This is a genomic window from Rhizobium sp. NZLR1, from assembly GCF_017357385.1.
In the GTDB taxonomy this organism is placed as follows: domain Bacteria; phylum Pseudomonadota; class Alphaproteobacteria; order Rhizobiales; family Rhizobiaceae; genus Rhizobium.
The window spans coordinates 4,541,356-4,560,619 of record NZ_CP071632.1; the positions used below are offsets into that span (position 1 = coordinate 4,541,356).

A 19,264-nucleotide genomic window follows, 5' to 3' on the forward strand; every position below is an offset into this window, starting at 1 on the left:
TCTCATGCGCATGACAACATTCCTTCTGGCCGCATCTATGGCAGCCGGCGTCCTCCACGCGCTGCCGGCAGCGGCCCAGGGCGCCCAATGCGGCAACAATAGCAGCGGTTTCAGTGCATGGGTCGCCGACTTCAAGCAGGAAGCGGCGGCAAACGGCGTCAGCCGCTCGGTCCTCGACCGCGCCTTCGCCAACGTCAATTACAACAAACCGACGATCGCCGCCGACCGCGGCCAGAAGAGCTTCAAACTCTCCTTCGACGCGTTCATGCAGAAGCGCGGCGGTGCCACCGTCATTTCCCGCGGCCGCAGCATGAAGGCCGCCAACCAGGCACTTTTTGCCTCGATTGAACGCCGTTTCGGCGTTCCGTCCGGCCCGCTGATCGCGATCTGGGGCATGGAGACCGGTTTTGGCAGCTATATGGGCAACCAGCATACGCTGTCGGCTGTTTCGACCCTTGCCTATGACTGCCGTCGTTCGGACTATTTCACCGACCAGCTCTATGCCGCGCTCCAGCTCGTCTCCGAGGGCTATCTGAGCCCGCAGGCCAAGGGTGCTGCCCACGGTGAAATCGGCCAGACGCAGTTTCTGCCGCGCAATGTCGTACGCTTCGGCGCCGATGGCGACGGCGACGGCCGCGTCGACATGGTCGGTTCCCGCGCCGATGCCCTGGCCTCGACTGCGAATTTCCTCAAAGGCCATGGCTGGAGCGCCGGCGCCGGCTATCAGCCCGGAGAGCCGAATTTCGTCGCCATCCAGGGCTGGAACGCCGCCAGCGTCTACCAGCAGGCGATCGCCTATATCGGCCAGCAGATCGACGGCAAATAGGCCCTCATCGACAACGATACCCGAAAACGCCGCTGCGACATGCGGCGTTTTTCATGTTCGGGTATCAAAACCGCCGCCCGACGCCTTCTTGCGTCGCTCCTCCTTCGCCGGCGCCTGCACGATCGGTCCCGAAACGACGCAGTTGCGGCCGGAGGCCTTGGCGGCATAGAGCGCCAGATCAGCGCGTTTGACCAGATCCTCGAAGTTCCGGTTGGCGGCTTCATTTGCCCGGCCGGCGCATCCGAAACTCGCCGTCACCTTGAGAACATCGCCGCTCTCCAAAGATATTTCCGCCGCTTCGATCGCCAGCCGCACGCGCTCGGCAATGATTGCAGCATCGTCAGGCGTCGAATCCGGCAGAAGCGCCAAAAACTCCTCGCCGCCATGGCGCACCAGCAGATCGAAGGAGCGAAAATTTTGACGCGCGACGCCCGCGACCTGCCGGAGCACGGCATCGCCGGCATCATGCCCGTTGATATCGTTGACCTTCTTGAAATGATCGAGGTCGAAGAGGACGACGGAGATCCAGCGCGACCCGTGCTCGGCCTGCGTCAGAAGCGCCGATGCGGCGACCTCGAAGCCGCGCCTGTTGTACAAGCCAGTCAGAAGATCGGTCTGGGCGGCGTTGCGCAACTCGCTGACCAGTGTCTCGCGATCCCGCGTCAGCCGGTCGATCAGGCGCAGGCCCCTTGCCGCCAGCGTCATCACCAATGTGGCGAGAAGCAACAGGCCGGCACACAGCCCCAGGATCAGCGTCAGATGTATATGCGCGCGCGTCGACAAGTTTTCGCCGGTCTCATGAATATCTTTTGCGGCCTCGACCATCTTCTGCTGCAGGAAGATCATGCGTTCGCTCTGCGCAGTAGCCCAGACGTCGCGCACTACGCGCGTCGGCTGCGATCCGGCAAGGATCGCATCGGTGATCGCATTCGCCTTCACCTGGTCGCTACGGGCAAGATAGGCAACGATGTCGCGCACGATCGGCGCCGTGGAATGAAAGACCATGTGGTCCATGCCCTCACCGAGCATTACCTTGCCCTGTACGAACAGCTCCACCGGAAACCGCGCGGAAACACGGTGATCGAGGTAGCGGGTGCCGACGCCGGTAATCAGTCTTTCGCCGTAATAGGTCAGCAGAATACCCATCAGCTGGTTGGATTTCTCAAGCAGCACCGGATCGCTGATCAGTGGTGAAAGCGTGTCGACGACGGCAAGCTGCTTGAGAGCTGCATACCAGTAGATAGAACCGGGATCGCTGCCGGCGTAAAGGCCCTGGTCGACGGCGTTGCGGGCGGCAACGATGCGGCTATAGGCAAGGCTGAGAATCGATAATTCGCCGGCCAGCCCTGGGTCGAGCGCATCGCGGGAGGGCAGCGTGGCATAGAAGGCCAAGCGCTCGCGATCGAGCGTCACCCGGCTTCTCTGCATGTCGGCGGCAGTCGCGTTGTTGGGACGTGCGAGGTAGAGGCGGGTGGCGCCAATTTCACTCAGGATCTCCGTGGCGGCGATCGACCCGCCGCGGGCAAGCACGTCGGCGAACTGCCTGTCCTTTTCGAGATCCCTGTATTGTCTGAGCGAAGACCTTATGACGACGACGCCTTCAATGAGCATGAAGACGAAGGGCAGCATGATGGCGGCCAGGATAACCCTTTTGATGGTTTCGAACTTCATCGCCAATCGCCACGGTGATCAAAACGTCGGTCGTGCGCGACCAATTGACGGCATCTTAGCAGCAATTCTTAATAAACTGATAAAGCGGCGGATCCCTAGATTTCTGGCCCTAGATTTCTGGACGAATGAAGTCACGAGTCTCAGCATCCATCACCCAGAGTTCGCCTGTGGAGATATCGAACCATGCGCCATGGAGGTGCATTTTTCCTGCTTCCTCGAGCGCCTTGATGTCGGGAAAGCTTCTGAGATTGTCGATCGAATTGCGGATCGAGACACGCTCCAGCGCCGTCTGCCGCTCGGCCGCCGTCATCACATCGTTGCTCTGGATCTGCTCGGCGGCGGGCTTGACCAGCGACATCCAGCGGCCGATGAAATCGCCGGGCGACAGCGGCTCGGCGTTCGGATCGAGCGCTGCACGGATTCCGCCGCAGCGGCCATGGCCCATCACGACGATATCCGAGACCTTCAGCGCCTGCACGGCAAATTCGAGCGCGGCCGACGTCGAATGGAAGTGACCGTCCGGCTCGTAAGGCGGCACCATGTTGGCAACGTTGCGAATGACGAAGAGCTCGCCCGGGCCGGCATCGAAGATCAGCTCCGGTGCCGCACGTGAATCCGAACAGGCAATGACCAGCGTATGGGGACTCTGACCGTTTTCGGCAAGCTGCCGATACCTGTCGCGGGCGTCGGCATAACGTCCGCTCATAAAGTTGCGATAGCCGTCCAGAAGAGGATTTGGAAAACGCTGCATGCTTCTGGATTAGCGCGCGCGGAAGACAAGATCAACTGCTGCACTGCAAAATGAACGCATTGGCCGATGTGTCATTTTTTCCGCCGCTGCGCCGGATGCACGAGCCGGCGCATCTGCACCATGGCCATCGGCGTCGAAAGGCTGGAAGCATCGCTTGCCAACATCAATTCGTTGCTGCCGCGCTTGACGGCGCGCGCAAGCACCTCGAAGACGCTGGCGGTGGCAAGCTGAAGCGCTTTTTCGTCCTCGAGGCCGGAAAGCAGGCGCGACAGGAAGACGGCAGCAAGCAGGTCGCCGAGCCCATTCGGCGGATTTTCGACGACGCGGTGCTCGGCAAGAAGCGCGTGACGGCCGGAAAGATAGAGATTGCCGGTACCGCCCGCCATCATCGGCACGGCCGAGGTGACGAGCATGCGCGATGGTCCGAGCGCCAGCGCCGCCTCCATGATCGCGCTGTTGTCTTCAAGCGCTGCCCCCGAAAGCCATGCGAGTTCGTAGCGGTTCGGCGTCGCCAGCGAGGCGAGCGGGATGAGATGATCGCGAATAGCCTCTGCGGTCGCTTCCGGCACGTAGAGGCCGCCGAGATCGCCCATGACGGGATCGCAGACATAAAGCAGTTCCTGATTATCTTGCCGGAGCGCAGCGATCAGCCGGGCGACGGAACGCGCCTGGGCGGCATTGCCGAAATAGCCCGAAAGCACCGCCCTGACTTCGCCGATCCAGGGCGCGCGGATTAGATCGTCGATCGCCGCGTCGAAATCCGCTTCCGCAAATGTCAGCCGCGTCGAGCGGCCGTGGCCGGGATGCCAGGGAAGCACGATGGTCGGCAGCGCCCAGACAGGATGACCGAGCGTCTCCAGTGCAAAGACCGCCGCCCGGTTGCCGACCGAGCCGCGCACCACATGACTGGAGATGACAATGACTGCGCCCGCTGCATTTTCCGACATGATACCGAGGTCCGAATGATGATCGCGTTTTGATGATCTTTTTGACGGCGCGCTGTCAACCATTCTTCACGTGGGCATGGAAATGTAGGCGAAACGAAAACTAAAAAGAGGCTTCCCCGTTCGTTTTGGCCAGGAAAGCGAAAAAATCCCTCTTCATTTCCTATTTTGAGGGTCAAAAAAGCATCAAGACAATCGTTCGGGCCTCCATTTTAGAGATTTTTTCGAAGAATCTTCTGTTAGCTTGCAGAAAATCAGTCCATTGCGGGAGGCGATCCATGGCTGCCAGAAACAATCCGAAACGGGAAAAGCAGATCGAAAGCGCACGCAAGATCGCCAAGGCGACGGGCGAGGCGCATCTCGATCCGGAAATACTCTTCGGCCGGGCCAGCAATGACGATCTCGAACTCTATACGCCTGAGATGCTGGCGCTCTCCGCCGTGCATTCGGCAAAGGAACTTGCCGCCTGGAATGGCAAGGCGCCTCGTGTCGGCATCGACACCATTGCCGATGTGACGCCAGATGGCATTGCCGTTTCGGTGCTATCGGTCACCGACCGGAACATGCCTTTTCTGTTTGAATCGGTCATGGGTGAAGTGACGAGCACCTATCGCGACCTGTTCATGGCCGTGCATCCCATCCTGATCATGGAAAAAGGTAAGGCGCCGGCGATTTATTCCGCCGATCATCCGAGCGACCCGGCCAACCGCGTCAGCCATATCCAGCTCCACATTGCGCCGCTCAACTTCGCCCAGGCCGCAGATCTCGTCAAACGTGTCGAAACCGTCCTCGAGCAGGTCCGCCTGTCGGTGTCCGACTGGAAGCCGATGCTTTCCAAGATCGACGGGGTGATCGCCGAGCTCTCAGCCAACGGCACCACCCGGAAGAAGGCTGATCGCGATGAGGCAATCGCCTTCCTGACATGGCTGCGCGATGAGAATTTCACTTTCCTCGGGATGCGTGAATATGTCTATTCCGGCAAAGGTTCCGATGCCAGGGTCGAACGCGACAAGGGTGCTGGCCTCGGCATGCTCTCCAACCCGGATGTGCTGGTGTTGCGCACCGGCAAGGACGCCGTGACGACGACGCCTGAGATCCTGGCCTTCCTCGACGGCCCCGATTTCCTCATCGTCACCAAGGCAAATGTGAAATCGATCGTCCATCGCCGGGCCTATATGGATTATGTCGGCGTCAAACGTTTCGACGCTGCGGGCAACGTCACCGGCGAACTGCGCATCGTCGGGCTCTTCACTTCGACGGCCTATACGTCGCTCGCCTCTGAAATCCCGCTGCTGCGTTCCAAGATCGAAAAGGTGAAGGAGCATTTCGGCTTCGACCCGATGAGCCATTCCGGCCGCATGCTCGACAACACGCTGGAATCTTATCCGCGCGACGACCTTTTCCAGATCGACACCACGTTGCTTGCAAATTTTGCCGAACAGATCAATGACTTGGCCGACCGTCCGCGCGTGCGCGTCCTGCCGCGCATCGACCATTTCGACCGCTTCGTCTCGGTGATCATCTACGTGCCGCGCGAGGAATACGACTCGATCGTCCGCGAGCGGATCGGCACCTATCTGAAGACTGTCTATGACGGTCGTGTCTCCGCCTATTATCCGGCTTTCCCGGAAGGCGGCGTGGCGCGCGTGCATTTCATCATCGGCCGCTCCGGCGGCAAGACGCCGCGTATTCCGCAGGCAAAGCTCGAGCAGGTGATCCGCGAAATCACCGCCCGTTGGGACGACCGTTTCGAGGCGCTGGCCGGGGCCAAGGCGCCGAAGATATCGGTCGACCAGGCCTTCCAGGATTCCTTCACTCCGGAGGAAACCGTTGCCGACCTCGCCGATATCGGCGCCTGCGCCGCTGGCGAGCCGCTTCGCATCCAGTTCTACCATCGTCCGGAAGAACGGGGCCGCATCCTCTCGCTGAAAATCTTCCACGCCGGCGGCCAGCTGGCGCTGTCGCGCCGCGTACCGCTTCTGGAAAATCTCGGCTTCAATGTCGTCAGCGAACGCACCTTCGACATTGGGGTGCCGGCCGCCGATGGAGAAACGAAACTCGTCGTGCTGCACGATATGGAGCTCGGGGCCCGCAATGGTGGCGACATAGACCTGCAGCGCTACGGCGCTGCCCTCGAAGAAGCCTTCGTCGCCGCCTTCGCCGGCACGATCGACAATGACAGCTTCAATCGGCTGATCCTTTCGGCCGGGCTTTCAGCGCGCGAGACGAACGTGCTGCGCGCCTATGCACGTTATCTCCGCCAGGCCGGCATTGCCTATTCGCAGGATTACATCGCAACCACGCTCGACAAATATCCTGCTGTCGCCGCCGCCATCTTCCGGCTGTTCCACGACACGCTCGATACCACGCTTTCCGAGAAGGCCCGCCTCAAGAAGCTTGCCGACCTGCACCAGGCGATCGAGGCCGAGCTTGCCGACGTGCCGAGTCTTGACGACGACCGTATCCTGCGCCGTTACGTCAATATCGTCGATGCGACACTTCGCACCAATTATTTCCAGAAGAATCCGGACGGCTCCCCAAAGTCGATGCTGGCCTTCAAGCTTGATCCGCACCTGGTCGACGGCCTGCCGCAGCCGAAACCCTTCCGCGAAATGTTCGTCTATGGCGTCGAAGTCGAAGGCGTGCACCTGCGCTTTGGCAAGGTGGCGCGCGGTGGCCTGCGCTGGTCGGATCGTGCCGAGGATTATCGCACTGAGGTGCTCGGCCTCGTCAAGGCCCAGCAGGTGAAGAACGCGGTCATCGTGCCGGTCGGCGCCAAGGGCGGCTTCTATCCGAAGAAGCTCCCCATCGGCGGCAGCCGCGACGAGATCTTCAATGCCGGCCGCGAGGCTTACAAGACCTATATCCGCACGCTGCTGTCGATCACCGATAATATATCGGGCGCCGAGATCGTGCCGCCGAAGGACACCGTCCGGCTCGATGGTGACGATCCCTATTTCGTCGTCGCCGCCGACAAGGGCACCGCAACCTTCTCCGATACCGCCAATGCGCTGGCCCAAGAAGCCGGCTTCTGGCTGGACGATGCCTTCGCCTCCGGCGGCTCGGCCGGTTACGACCACAAGAAGATGGGCATCACTGCCCGCGGCGCCTGGGAAACCGTCAAGCGCCATTTCCGCGAAATGGACATCGACATCCAGACGACGCCCTTCACCGTTGCCGGCGTCGGCGACATGTCCGGCGACGTCTTCGGCAATGGCATGCTGCTCTCTCCGAAGATCCGCCTCATATCCGCCTTCGACCACCGCGACATCATCATCGATCCCGATCCCGATATGGAAAAGACGCTGGCCGAGCGCCAGCGTCTCTTCGACCTGCCGCGGTCAAGCTGGCAGGATTTCGACAAAACCGTGCTCTCCAAAGGTGCGATGATCATCTCCCGCGCGGCGAAATCGGTCACTCTGACCCCGGAAGCGGTTGCCGCGATCGGCCTCGACAAGGCCGTGGCGACGCCCTTCGAAATCATCACGGCGATCTTGAAGAGCCCGGTCGACCTGCTCTGGTTCGGCGGCATCGGCACCTATGTGAAAGCGGCGCCCGAAACCGACGCCGAAGTTGGCGACCGCGCCAACGACCCGATCCGCGTCACGGCGGCCGAAGTGCGCGCCAAGGTGATCGGCGAGGGCGCAAACCTCGGTGTCACCCAGAAGGGCCGCATCGCCTATGGTCTCAAGGGCGGGCGCTGCAATTCCGACGCCATCGACAACTCGGCCGGCGTCAACACCTCGGACGTCGAGGTCAACATCAAGATCGCGCTGGCAGCCGCCATGCATGACGGCCGCATGACGCGGGCAAAACGCGACCAGCTTCTGTCCTCGATGACCAGCGAAGTGGCGATCCTGGTGCTGCGCAACAACTACCTGCAGTCGCTGGCGATCTCGCTGACGGAACGCAAGGGCACGGCAAACGGTCTCGAACTCGGCCGTTTCATGAGCGTGCTCGAGGCCGCCGGCCAGCTGAACCGCAAGGTCGAGACTTTGCCGGACGAGCAGAGCCTTGCTGAACGCTATGCCGCCGGCAAGCCGCTGACGCGACCGGAAATCGGCGTGTTGGTATCCTACGCCAAGATCGTGCTCTTCGATGCGCTGGCCGCCAGCGATCTGCCGGACGATCTCTATTTTACCGCGACGCTTTTGAATTATTTCCCGGTCAAGATGCAGAAGTCGAATGCCGGCGATATCGCCGGCCACCGGCTGAAGCGCGAAATTGTCGCGACCGTGCTTGCCAACGAGGCGATCAACCGCGGCGGGCCGAGCTTCACCGTCGCCATGATGGACGCGACGGCGGCCTCGGCACCGGAGGTGGTGCGCGCGGCGATCGTTGCCCGCGACGGTTTCGACCTGAACAGGCTCTGGGCCGAAACGGATGCGCTCGACGGCCGGATATCGGGCGAGATGCAGAACCGCATCTACGAGGAAATAAGCCATAGCTTTACCGTCTTGACGCGCCTGCTCTTGAAGACCGGCATGACCAAGGCCGATATGGCGGAGGTGATTAGCCGGCTCCAGGCTGCCTTGAAGAAGCTGAGGCCTGCCTTTGCCGAACAATCGGCCGGCGATGCCGCCGCCCGGCAGGCGGAGTATAGTCAGGCAGGCGTGCCCGAAAAACTCGCAGCCGAGATCGCCAATCTCCAAAGTTTTGCGCTGGTGCCGGAGATCATGCAGATTGCCGAGCGCACCGGCGAGACCTTGGTGCGGGCCGCCGAAAACTACTTCGCAGTGTCGCAGACTTTCCGCATTGCCCGGCTGCTGGCAGCGGGCGGGCGGATCCTCACTTCCGACCATTACGAGAACCTGGCGCTTGCCCGCAGCATTGACCAGATCGCCAGCGCAAGACGCGACATCGTCATCTCGGCCCTGTCCGATCACGGCAAGGAGAAGCTTCCGGTTCAGGCCTGGCATGCGCAGGATCGTATCCGCATCAACCGCATCGTCGAAGAGCTTTCGAGCCTCAGCGACAGCGGCGATCCTAACCTTGCGCGTATTACCGTTGCTGCAGGTATCCTGACCGATCTTGCGCGCGACCGGGTGAGGTGAGACAGTCCGCTGAAAAAGGAGCGGATGTTGAATCGCATTGACTGGACAGGAACGCAGCCCCCGAAGGCCACGGAGAAGGGCATCTGGGGGTGGATGTTCTTCGATTGGGCAGCCCAGCCCTTCTTTACCGTGGTCACTACCTTCATCTTCGGACCCTATTTCGTTTCCCGCCTGACCGATGACCCCGTTTCCGCGCAGACGACGTGGAGCAACATGGCGACGATCTCATCGGTGATCATCGCCCTGCTCTCGCCCATTCTCGGCTCGATCGCCGACCAGTCAGGCGCACGCAAACCCTGGATCGGCTTCTTTGCGATCATCAAGATCGCCAGCCTTTTCTGCCTGTGGTTCGCAGCCCCCGGCTCGGCTGTTATTTATCCCGCGATTTTCATGATCCTCGCCTCGATCTCGGCCGAGTTTTCGATCGTCTTCAACGATTCGATGATGCCGCGCCTGGTCGCCAAGCACGAGGTCGGCAAGCTCTCCAACACCGCCTGGGGGCTTGGTTATCTCGGCGGCATCATCGTGCTCATCGCCGTCGTCACGTTGCTGGCGGCAAGCCCCGAGACCGGCAAGACCATCCTAGGCCTCGATCCGCTATTTGGTCTCGATCCTCGGACCGGAGAGGATGCACGCATCACCGGGCCGATCTCGGCCGTCTGGTATCTGATCTTCATCCTGCCGATGTTCTTCTTCACGCCGGATGTCGGCAGGGGTCTTCCCTTCGGCACCGCCGTCCGTTCGGGCCTGCGAGAGCTGAGAAACACGCTTGGTGAACTGAAGGAGCGCCGCGGCATCCTCAAATTCCTCATCGCCCGGATGATCTACCAGGACGGCGTCAACGGGCTGCTGATCCTCGGCGGCATCTTCGCGGCCGGCATGTTCCGCTGGGCAACGATCGAGATCGGCATCTACGGCATCGTCCTCAACGTCGTCGCGATTTTCGGCTGCCTGATTGCCGGGCGTATCGACAAGAGTGTCGGGTCGAAGGTGACCGTCGTCATCAGCCTCACCATGCTGCTCCTCGCCACCATCGGCATCATCTCGACAGGGCCGGGTTATACCCTGTTCGGACTGATGCCGCTGCCAACGGCGGATTCCGGCGGCCTCTTCGGCACTGCGGCGGAAAAGGCCTATATCCTCTATGGTCTGTTGATCGGGTTTGCCTTCGGGCCGGTGCAGGCCTCCTCGCGCTCCTATCTCGCCCGCAGCGTCAGCCCGGAGGAAGCCGGTCGCTATTTCGGCATCTACGCGCTTTCGGGGCGCGCCACGAGTTTCATGGCGACGCTGCTCTTCTCGCTGGTCACCTATATGAGTGGATCACCGCGGCTTGGAATGGCAACGTTGATCCTGTTTCTCGCCGGCGGCCTGGTGCTGCTCGTCCGCACGCCCTATCCGGCCGATCGGGCATAGCAATACCTGGGATGGGATGATTTTACATCCGGAATTGGGTAAAAACAACGAGATAGAGCATTTCCGCCACGCATTCAGTGCCGGAAATGGCGCATGCCGGTAAAGACCATCGCAATGCCATGTTCGTCGGCGGCATCGATGACCTCCTGGTCGCGCATCGAGCCGCCCGGCTGGATAACCGCCGTTGCGCCTGCAGCGATCATCGACAGAAGACCATCGGCAAACGGCAGGAAGGCTTCGGAGGCGACCGCCGAACCATGCGTCATCGGCACGGCAAGGCCGAGCGCCTTGGCCGCCTCTTCGGCTTTGAGCGCGGCGATGCGGGCGGAATCGACACGGCTCATCTGGCCGGCGCCGATACCGGCCGTCTGGCCGTCCTTGGCATAGACCACGGCGTTCGATTTCACATGTTTGCCGATCTTGAAGGCGAACTTCATATCATCAAGCTCCTGCGCCGTCGGCGCCCGCCTGGTGACGACCTTGAGCTCCAGATCCTCGACCATGCCGTTGTCGCGGCTCTGGACCAGCAGGCCGCCGGAAACGGTCTTTGCTGTCAGGCCCGCGGCGCGCGGATCGGGCAGGCCGCCGGCAGACAGCAGCCGCAGGTTCGGCTTGCGGGCGACGATCGCCTTCGCTTCCTCCGTGACATCAGGCGCGATGATCACTTCGGTGAAGAGCTTGACGATCTCCTCGGCCGTTTCGGCATCCAGCGTCCGATTGAGCGCGATGATGCCGCCGAAGGCGGAAACGCTATCGCAGGCGAGTGCCCGCCGATAGGCCTCGACCAGGCTTGATCCGGTGGCGACGCCGCAGGGATTGGCATGCTTGATGATGGCGCAAGCCGCCTTCTGAGGCAGGAATTCGGCGACCAGCTCATAGGCGGCATCGGTATCGTTGATATTGTTGTAGGAGAGCTGCTTGCCCTGAAGGAGGGCGGCCGTCGAAACACCCGGGCGCTTCTCGCCGGTGACGTAGAAGGCCGCCTTCTGGTGCGGATTTTCGCCGTAACGCATCTCTTCCTTCAGCGCGCCGCCGATAACGCGGTGGCGAGGCGTGTCGATCGACAGCACTTCTGCGAACCAGTTGGAAATCATAGCGTCATAGGCCGCAGTGCGGGCATAGGCCTTGGCGGCCATGCGCTGGCGGAAGGCATAGGCGGTCTTGCCCTCATCTGCGGAAAGCTGCTCTGTGAACTCGGCATAATCCGCCGGATCGGTCAGGATCGTCACATAGGCATGATTCTTGGCCGATGCCCGGATCATCGCCGGCCCGCCAATATCGATATTCTCGACGGTTGTCGGATAATCACCGCCGGCGGCGCGCACTTCTTCGAAGGGATAGAGGTTGATGACGGCGAGGTCGATGGCCTCGATGCCATGCTGTTTCATCGCCTCCTGGTGTTCGCTATCGTCGCGGATCGCCAGCAGGCCGCCATGCACCGTCGGATGCAGCGTCTTGACCCGCCCGTCCATGATCTCGGGAAAACCGGTGATTTCGGAGACATCGATGACCGCAAGGCCGGCAGCAGCGATCGCTTTGAAGGTGCCGCCGGTCGAGAGCAGTCGCACGCCTCTGGCAGACAGTGCTCGGGCCAGTTCGACGATCCCGGTCTTGTCGAAGACGGAGAGGAGGGCGGTCTTGATTTCGATCTTGTCGGGGGCGGGGATTTTCTTGGAAATGACGGCCATGAAACCTTCTCCATTCGGGCTTCGGGAGACATCCGCTTAATTTAGAGCAGGATTCGGATTTCAGGCCGACGTGGGCCCAAGACCATCCTGCTCCAGGACGCTCGCATTCTGAGGCCGCGTTAGCACAGCTTCGTCGCCGCGCAAACAGGTGCTATCCCTTACGGGACAAAAACCAACGGATTTCCGTCTTCTCGGCAAGATCGAAGTCGATTTCGATCTGGTCCGAACCGCAAATGCCGGAGCTGTCGGCAAAGAAGATGTCCTCGGCAATCAGCACTTCATTGCCGGGTGCGGAAAACAGCCAGCTTTCACCGTCTGGCGCCGTCAGCAGCACGGACTCGCCGTCACCCTGATGTAGGACGATCGACGGATGGATATGAAAACGGGCGACAGCCTTCAGCGGCTCGTCATGCTCATATCCTTCCCGGACGACGAGCCGGTCGCGGCCGGTGACGATCGAGCCTGCGGCATTGAGTGTCAGCTCACGCTCATGCAACAACCCGAACGCTCTGAGATAACCGTCATGGCTAAGCTTGATGCCGTCGCGCCCATCCTCCGTTTCGGAACGCTCGACGGTGACTGTTCTCACCGGCTCGGTGATCGCGTGATTGAGGAACGGCGAGGGCGAAAAACGGCTGGACGAGGTGTCGTTGAGGATAACCGTCGAATGCGCCGCCGTCGTGCGCGCCATCTGGACATAACGGTGCCCGTTAAATTTCGGCGAACCGGAATTGACGATGAAACGGTGACGGCCGGACGACATTTCGAAGGAGAGGCTGCCGGCATGTACGGTCCGAAGTGCGCCTCCCGAAGGCGGCGTGCCGGCATCGGCAATGATTACTGTCTTTCCCCCGGAAAGCCGCTGATAGCGGGAATGCGGCAAGGCCTTGAACGGCTGGCCGGCGGTCTCGTCATAGCGCAGTACGGAGATCAGCTCGTTTGCCAACGTTGAGGTCGCCCCGTTGAACAGCGCCAGATCCCCGTCCTGATGGCGAAAGAACCGCAATGCCGGGTATATGCGGTCGATGCCGGAAATCAGCTTCTGTGGCAGGTCGTGGCCGAGATTGACATAGGTTTGCCTTAGCGGCAGCAGATCGAGCAGCAATTCCAGGCCGACGCGCGGATTGCGCGAGATATGGCCGCCATCCGGCAGAATCTGGCTATCGAATTCGCGGTCGAGCGCCTGCGCCGCCTTTCTGAGCGTGGATGCGCGGGCAGGCATGGCAACCGAGGCCATGGCGAGCGCGATACGCAGCCGAAACAGCTCCAGACCGCCAAGCGTATACGGCGCCATGCGGTGCAGGAACCTCACCTGGAACGCCAGCGACTTCATGAAGCGGCGATAAAAGCCGCGGTCGGCATTCTGCAACACCACCGGCGAATGCGACAGCCAGGCGATGACGCGCTGGGCGGTGACGTCGGTCTCCCATGCAATCCCCTCCATGCGGCCGGCATGGATGGAGAGCCAGCTGTCGACGATCGCACGGGCTGCAGCCGAGCTGCGCTCCGTCTTGTTCGCCCGCATGTGCCGGAGCCAGCCGAAGCTGTGAAGGCGGATGGCGAAGGGGCGCGAGGGCAGGGTGAAGGTGAAGGGTGACTTTCCACTCGTTTCCAACATCCGCCCGGCCAGGAGAAACCGTCCGTTGAGGATTTCGTCGGCCACATGCGAATCGATGCTGCGGAGATCGGTCGGCGCGACGATGAGACGCTCGGGCGCGTTGATCGAATGGCGGAGGAGCTTCAGGCGCAGCAACGCGATGCGGCGCAAGGCGCGCCGCCAAGCCTCCCGAACATACATGCTCGCAAAACGCCGACCGGACTGCATATTCTATTGTCTATTGACCCTCGTGGTTAAGAATAGGTGAAAAGTGGCCGATTTCATCGTCCGCAATGAATTAATTCGTGACAAGGTTAGAATATACGCAAATTCATGCGTTCTTAGCTGGGATCGCTGCGGTTTTTGGACGGGACCTGCCTGACACCGGGCACCCAAGCCCGCAATCAGGCCACGCGCCGCAGCACGGCGGCATAGAAGCCGTCAAGGCCGGAGGCGACGCCATCGGGCATTTTCAGCATGGTCGGAAGCGTGCGGAATTCACCGAGCGGCGTGATCGCCGCTTCAAGGCCCGGCCAACTACCGGGATCGATCGGAACACGCTGGACCGCACCGGTGTCGGCAAGAACACGGGCAACGACGTCCTCACCCTCGACAGGATCGAGCGAACAATTCGAAAAAACCAGCGTGCCGCCCGGCTTCAGCAGGGTCAGCGCATGACGCAGCAGCCGTTCCTGCAGCGCCGCCAGCCTGGCGATATCCTCAGCTCCCTTGGTCCAAAGCACGTCGGGGTGCCGGCGTGTCGTACCGGTGGACGAGCAGGGGGCATCGAGCAGGATCGCATCGAAACGCTCTGCCGGCTCGAACGTCGTCAGATCCGCTGCGATCGTCTCCGCCTTTAAACCGAGTCGGTCGAGATTCGATCGCAGCCGTCTCAGCCGGCTTTCCGATTGGTCGAGGGCGGTGACTGCGCCGCCGGCAAGGACGAGCTGCGCCGTCTTGCCCCCCGGCGCGGCGCAGAGATCGGCGGTCCGTTTGTCCGAGAGATCGCCGAAAAGCTGAGCCGGGATGCTTGCAGCCGCATCCTGCACCCACCACGCGCCCTCGTCGAAGCCTTGGAGCGAAGGAATGCCGCCATCGAAGGCGGCAAGCCGCACGCTGCCAGTCGGCAGGACAGCGCCGTGCAGCCGCTTTGCCCAGCCTTCGGGGTCGGACTTGACGGTCAGGTCGATCGCTGCCGGCTGGAGCTGAGATTCCGAAATCGCCAGCGCCGCGTCCCGGCCATAGGCTTTTTCCAGCCTGGCGATGAACCAGGCCGGCATCGGCGCGACCTGGCCAATCTCGTCGAGCACCTGCTCCTTCTCGCGGCCGAGCCGGCGGAGAATGGCATTGACCAGCTTGGCAAAACGCCGGTTACGCGGATCCTGATTGGCCTGCTCGACGGCAAGATCGACAGCCGAATGATCCGGCACGTCGAGATAGAGGATCTGCGCCGCCCCGATTGCAAGGACATGGTGTAGCGCCCGCGCCCCCTCCGGCAGCGGCGATTCCAGCAGCGCTGCAATCGCGGCATCGATGCGCGGCAGATGGCGCAGCGTCGTGTTCAGGATGGCGCGGACAAGCGCCCGGTCGTTTTCGCCGAGCGCCCGGTAGGCCGGATTGCCGTGTTCATGATCGAGAGCGCCGTCGAGCGGTAGTCTGCGATCGACGACGGCCGCAAGAATTTTTGCCGCCGCAGCCCGCGCCTGCATTCCGGGTTTGGCCGGCGCAGATCGCTCGGTGGACGGCTTATGCTTGCGGAATGGTTTCTTTGTGCCGTCTGAATTCAAGACCATGGACCTTTTGGCGGTTGCGAACCACCGCGACCAAGACCCGTATCCGGAACAGAGCGCGATTTGCGCGACGGATTAGCAGCCCGAACCGGCGGCGTCGAGACGTTCATGCCGCCCTGCGCCATGTCCTGTAGCGCAGCGATGCGGTTTTCCGTGTTTGGATGGGTGGAAAACAGATTGTCCATACGCTCGCCGGAGAGCGGATTGATAATGAACATATGCGCCGTCGCCGGGTTGCGCTCGGCATCCGCGTTCGGCACATGGGCAGCGCCGCGGGCAATCTTGCCGAGCGCCGAAGCCAGCCAGAGCGGATTGCCGCAGATTTCGGCGCCCCGGCGGTCCGCCGAATATTCACGCGTCCGGCTGATCGCCATCTGCACCAGCATGGCGGCAAGCGGCGCCACGATCATAGCAAGGAGAACTCCGACGAATCCAAGGGGATTGTTGTTGTTTTCACGGTTGCCGCCGAAGAAGAAAGCAAAATTGCCAAGCATCGAGATCGCCCCGGCAAGCGTTGCCGTGATCGTCATCGTCAGCGTGTCGCGGTTCTGGATGTGGGCCAGCTCATGCGCCATCACGGCCGCGACCTCCTCGGCAGACAAAGCGCTGAGCAGGCCGGTGGAAGCGGCGACGGCTGCGTTGTCGGGATTGCGGCCGGTGGCGAAGGCATTCGGCTGCGGGCTGTCGTAGAGATAGACCTTCGGCATCGGCAGGCCGGCATTGCGGGCGAGATCCCGCACGATCGCAAAGAATTCCGGCGCGTTGCGTTCATCGACTTCCTGGGCGCGATAGGCCGAAAGCACCATGCGGTCGGAATTCCAATAGGAAAAGAAGTTCATCCCGGCGGCGATGACGAATGCGATCATCATGCCTGCGCGACCGCCGATCAGAAAGCCGACAAACATGAAAAGCGCCGTCATGAAGGCAAGCAACATGGCAGTGCGAACGAGGTTCATTGCGGATCTCCATCTCCGATTTCGCCGTCACAAGCTTTCAATCCCGCCGCCGGCGCATTATGATTTGGTTATTCGCCAGCCATTTTCAATATTTTCCGGCAGGAGATGCCATGCAGGACGCCGATAACGACAATAGCGAAACGCCGACGGCCGAGGGATCGGAGCCGCCGCGCAGGATGCTGTCCCCGGCTGCCGAACGTGCGCTCGCCGAAGCCGAGGAGCGGCGAAAGAACCAGAAGCCGCCGGAGCTGCCGCCGGAGACCGGCGGCCGCGGCGGAGCCGAGCCGGCCCGCTTCGGCGATTATGAGATCAATGGCCGGGCAATCGATTTCTAAGTAAAATTTTCTCGCCCCGGTCGGAACCTGGATGCGCATTCGCTCGACGGGATGCTGGTTCATTTGCCAAGAATCCGGCTAACGTAATCTTGTCGGCGACTTTCTCTTGAACGGCTGGCCAGCCACACATCCAATTGTGGAAGTAAGGTGAGCCGTCCCGGCAACCTGGGCCTGAACGGCTCGATATCTCAGGCGGTCGCCTTGTTTTGCCGGTTGGCGATCAGATCGTCGACGACGGCTGGATCGGCGAGCGTCGAGGTATCGCCGAGAGCACCGAAATCGTCTTCGGCGATCTTGCGCAGGATACGGCGCATGATCTTGCCGGAGCGGGTCTTCGGCAGGCCGGGCGCGAACTGGATCTTGTCCGGCTGCGCAATCGGGCCGATTTCGGCGCGCACGTGTTTCACCAGATCCTGGCGAAGCGCATCCGTACCCTCATGGCCGGCCATCAGCGTCACATAGCAATAGATCCCCTGGCCCTTGATCGGATGCGGATAACCGACGACCGCAGCTTCCGAAACCAGATTGTGCGAGACAAGTGCCGATTCCACCTCGGCCGTACCGAGCCGGTGGCCGGAAACATTGAGCACGTCGTCGACACGACCGGTGATCCAGTAATAGCCATCGGCATCGCGCCGGCAGCCGTCACCGGTGAAATACTTGCCCTTGTAGGTGGAGAAATAGGTCTGGATGAAGCGATCATGATCGCCATAGACCGTGCGCATCTGGCCCGGCCAGCTATCGGTGATGCACAGATTTCCGTCGGCAGCACCTTCCAGCACCTTGCCCTCATTGTCGACCAGCTGCGGTTTGACGCCGAAGAACGGCACCGTTGCCGAGCCGGGTTTCAGATCGGTGGCGCCGGGCAGCGGCGTGATCATGTGGCCGCCGGTTTCCGTCTGCCACCAGGTATCGATGACCGGGCAGCGCTTGTCGCCGACGACATTGTAATACCATTCCCAGGCTTCCGGGTTGATCGGCTCGCCGACGGTGCCGAGCAGCCGTAGCGACGAGCGCGACGAGCGGGTGACGAACTCGTCGCCCGCGCCCATCAACGAACGGATCGCCGTCGGCGCCGTATAGAAGATATTGACCTTGTGCTTGTCGATGACTTCCCAGAAACGGCCTTGGTCCGGAAAATTCGGCACGCCCTCGAACATCAGCGTCGTCGCGCAATTGGCGAGCGGCCCATAGACGATATAGGAGTGGCCGGTGACCCAGCCGACATCCGCCGTGCACCAGTAGACGTCGCCGTCATGATAATCGAAGACGTATTCATGCGTCATCGCTGCATAGACGAGATAACCGCCCGTCGTATGCAGCACGCCCTTCGGCTTGCCGGTCGAGCCTGAGGTATAGAGAATGAACAGCGGATCTTCCGCCTTCATCTTCACCGGCGGGCATTCCGCCTTCACCGTCGCGATCTCCTGATGATGCCAGAGATCGCGGCCGGGCGCCCAGCCGGTCTTGCCGCCGGTGCGGCGCACCACCAACACCTTGCTGACATGCACATGCTGGCGGGCGGCGATATGGATCGCCGTATCGGTATTGTCCTTCAGCGGCACCGGCTTGCCGCCGCGCAGACCTTCGTCGCAGGTAATGACGAAGGTGGATTCGCAGTCGACGATGCGTCCGGCCAGCGCCTCGGGCGAGAAGCCGCCGAAGACCACCGAATGCACCGCGCCGATGCGGGCGCAGGCAAGCATCGCATAGGCCGATTCCGGGATCATCGGCATGTAGATTGTGACGCGATCGCCCTTCTTGACACCGTGCTTCTTCAACACGTTCGCCATCCGGCAGACGTGCTCGTAGAGTTCGTTATAGGTGACCTTCTTGTCGATATAGGGATTGTCGCCTTCCCAGATGATCGCCACCTGGTCGCCGTTGGTTTTCAGATGGCGGTCGATGCAATTATAGGAGACGTTGGTCTGGCCGTCCTCGAACCACTTGATCGAGACCTTGCCGGTAAAGGACGTGTTCTTGACCTTGGTATAGGGCTTGAACCAGTCGATCCGTTTGCCGTGTTTGCCCCAGAATTTGTCGGGGTTCTCGACGCTTTCCTCGTACCATTTCAGGTACTTTTCCTTATCGATCAGGGCGCGCGCCTTCACCGGCTTCGTGACCGGATAGATCTTCTCCGACATGCAACTCCTCCTCATGGGACATGCGACGGGCCAGGTGAGTTTTAGGGCCCGGATTCAAATCACGGCAATTCATAGCAGCTCGGATCGCCACGGCA

12 protein-coding genes are annotated in these 19,264 nt (G+C 61.4%); 4 read left to right on the forward strand and 8 right to left on the reverse strand.

Going from position 1 to position 19,264, the window contains the following annotated elements; genetic code table 11:
* The first annotated feature begins 4 nt into the window (after positions 1-4).
* On the forward strand, positions 5-826 hold the full coding sequence (locus J3O30_RS22240) for a lytic transglycosylase domain-containing protein (protein WP_207582293.1): 822 nt from the start codon (positions 5-7) through the stop codon (positions 824-826).
* Positions 827-877: 51 nt separating this feature from the next.
* Here the strand turns inward: J3O30_RS22240 and J3O30_RS22245 are convergent, their stop codons facing one another.
* The 3 genes from J3O30_RS22245 to pdxY form a co-directional block, all read right to left on the reverse strand.
* Positions 878-2,497, reverse strand: a complete 1,620-nt coding sequence (locus J3O30_RS22245) for a GGDEF domain-containing protein (RefSeq protein ID WP_207582294.1) — start codon at positions 2,495-2,497, stop codon at positions 878-880.
* A 109-nt stretch (positions 2,498-2,606) separates the two neighbouring features.
* Positions 2,607-3,248, reverse strand: coding sequence for a carbonic anhydrase (locus J3O30_RS22250; RefSeq protein WP_207582295.1), 642 nt, complete (start codon positions 3,246-3,248; stop codon positions 2,607-2,609).
* Positions 3,249-3,319: 71 nt separating this feature from the next.
* Complete coding sequence (gene pdxY / locus J3O30_RS22255; RefSeq protein ID WP_207582296.1) at positions 3,320-4,195, reverse strand: pyridoxal kinase PdxY; 876 nt, start codon at positions 4,193-4,195, stop codon at positions 3,320-3,322.
* Between the two features lie 275 nt (positions 4,196-4,470).
* Here pdxY and J3O30_RS22260 point away from each other — a divergent pair, with 275 nt between their 5' ends.
* Both J3O30_RS22260 and J3O30_RS22265 read left to right on the forward strand, forming a co-directional pair.
* The gene (locus J3O30_RS22260) at positions 4,471-9,246 is read left to right on the forward strand and encodes an NAD-glutamate dehydrogenase (protein WP_207582297.1); all 4,776 of its coding nucleotides are present in this window, start codon (positions 4,471-4,473) and stop codon (positions 9,244-9,246) included.
* 24 nt (positions 9,247-9,270) lie between these two features.
* On the forward strand, positions 9,271-10,659 hold the full coding sequence (locus J3O30_RS22265) for an MFS transporter (protein ID WP_207582298.1): 1,389 nt from the start codon (positions 9,271-9,273) through the stop codon (positions 10,657-10,659).
* Positions 10,660-10,733: 74 nt separating this feature from the next.
* Here J3O30_RS22265 and purH read toward each other — a convergent pair whose 3' ends face one another.
* The 4 genes from purH to htpX all read right to left on the reverse strand — a co-directional run bounded on the left by purH (position 10,734) and on the right by htpX (position 16,690).
* Positions 10,734-12,347 (reverse strand): bifunctional phosphoribosylaminoimidazolecarboxamide formyltransferase/IMP cyclohydrolase, encoded by a 1,614-nt coding sequence (gene purH, locus J3O30_RS22270; RefSeq protein WP_207582299.1) that lies wholly within the window; start codon positions 12,345-12,347, stop codon positions 10,734-10,736.
* A 151-nt stretch (positions 12,348-12,498) separates the two neighbouring features.
* On the reverse strand, positions 12,499-14,172 hold the full coding sequence (locus J3O30_RS22275) for a heparinase II/III family protein (protein WP_207582300.1): 1,674 nt from the start codon (positions 14,170-14,172) through the stop codon (positions 12,499-12,501).
* A gap of 176 nt (positions 14,173-14,348) precedes the next feature.
* Positions 14,349-15,737 (reverse strand): RsmB/NOP family class I SAM-dependent RNA methyltransferase, encoded by a 1,389-nt coding sequence (locus J3O30_RS22280; protein ID WP_207582301.1) that lies wholly within the window; start codon positions 15,735-15,737, stop codon positions 14,349-14,351.
* Positions 15,728-16,690 (reverse strand): zinc metalloprotease HtpX, encoded by a 963-nt coding sequence (htpX, locus tag J3O30_RS22285; RefSeq protein WP_207582302.1) that lies wholly within the window; start codon positions 16,688-16,690, stop codon positions 15,728-15,730. Before htpX ends, J3O30_RS22280 begins: the two co-directional genes overlap by 10 nt.
* A 110-nt stretch (positions 16,691-16,800) precedes the next feature.
* Between htpX and J3O30_RS22290 the strand changes: the two genes are divergently transcribed.
* Complete coding sequence (locus J3O30_RS22290; RefSeq protein WP_207582303.1) at positions 16,801-17,025, forward strand: DUF1674 domain-containing protein; 225 nt, start codon at positions 16,801-16,803, stop codon at positions 17,023-17,025.
* A gap of 188 nt (positions 17,026-17,213) precedes the next feature.
* On the opposite strand, the gene acs is transcribed toward J3O30_RS22290, so the two are convergent.
* Positions 17,214-19,169, reverse strand: a complete 1,956-nt coding sequence (gene acs / locus J3O30_RS22295) for an acetate--CoA ligase (RefSeq protein ID WP_207582304.1) — start codon at positions 19,167-19,169, stop codon at positions 17,214-17,216.
* Positions 19,170-19,264: the final 95 nt, after the last annotated feature.

What these genes read in the sequence shown, in the direction of transcription:
- J3O30_RS22245 (WP_207582294.1), bottom strand. Translation starts at nt 2,497, where the DNA reads ATGAAGTTCGAAACCATCAAAAGGGTTATCCTGGCCGCCATCATGCTG.
- J3O30_RS22250 (WP_207582295.1), bottom strand. Translation starts at nt 3,248, where the DNA reads ATGCAGCGTTTTCCAAATCCTCTTCTGGACGGCTATCGCAACTTTATG.
- J3O30_RS22290 (WP_207582303.1), top strand. Translation starts at nt 16,801, where the DNA reads ATGCAGGACGCCGATAACGACAATAGCGAAACGCCGACGGCCGAGGGA.
- acs (WP_207582304.1), bottom strand. Translation starts at nt 19,169, where the DNA reads ATGTCGGAGAAGATCTATCCGGTCACGAAGCCGGTGAAGGCGCGCGCC.
- purH (WP_207582299.1), bottom strand. Translation starts at nt 12,347, where the DNA reads ATGGCCGTCATTTCCAAGAAAATCCCCGCCCCCGACAAGATCGAAATC.
- J3O30_RS22265 (WP_207582298.1), top strand. Translation starts at nt 9,271, where the DNA reads ATGTTGAATCGCATTGACTGGACAGGAACGCAGCCCCCGAAGGCCACG.
- J3O30_RS22275 (WP_207582300.1), bottom strand. Translation starts at nt 14,172, where the DNA reads ATGCAGTCCGGTCGGCGTTTTGCGAGCATGTATGTTCGGGAGGCTTGG.
- J3O30_RS22260 (WP_207582297.1), top strand. Translation starts at nt 4,471, where the DNA reads ATGGCTGCCAGAAACAATCCGAAACGGGAAAAGCAGATCGAAAGCGCA.
- pdxY (WP_207582296.1), bottom strand. Translation starts at nt 4,195, where the DNA reads ATGTCGGAAAATGCAGCGGGCGCAGTCATTGTCATCTCCAGTCATGTG.
- J3O30_RS22280 (WP_207582301.1), bottom strand. Translation starts at nt 15,737, where the DNA reads ATGGTCTTGAATTCAGACGGCACAAAGAAACCATTCCGCAAGCATAAG.
- htpX (WP_207582302.1), bottom strand. Translation starts at nt 16,690, where the DNA reads ATGAACCTCGTTCGCACTGCCATGTTGCTTGCCTTCATGACGGCGCTT.
- J3O30_RS22240 (WP_207582293.1), top strand. Translation starts at nt 5, where the DNA reads ATGCGCATGACAACATTCCTTCTGGCCGCATCTATGGCAGCCGGCGTC.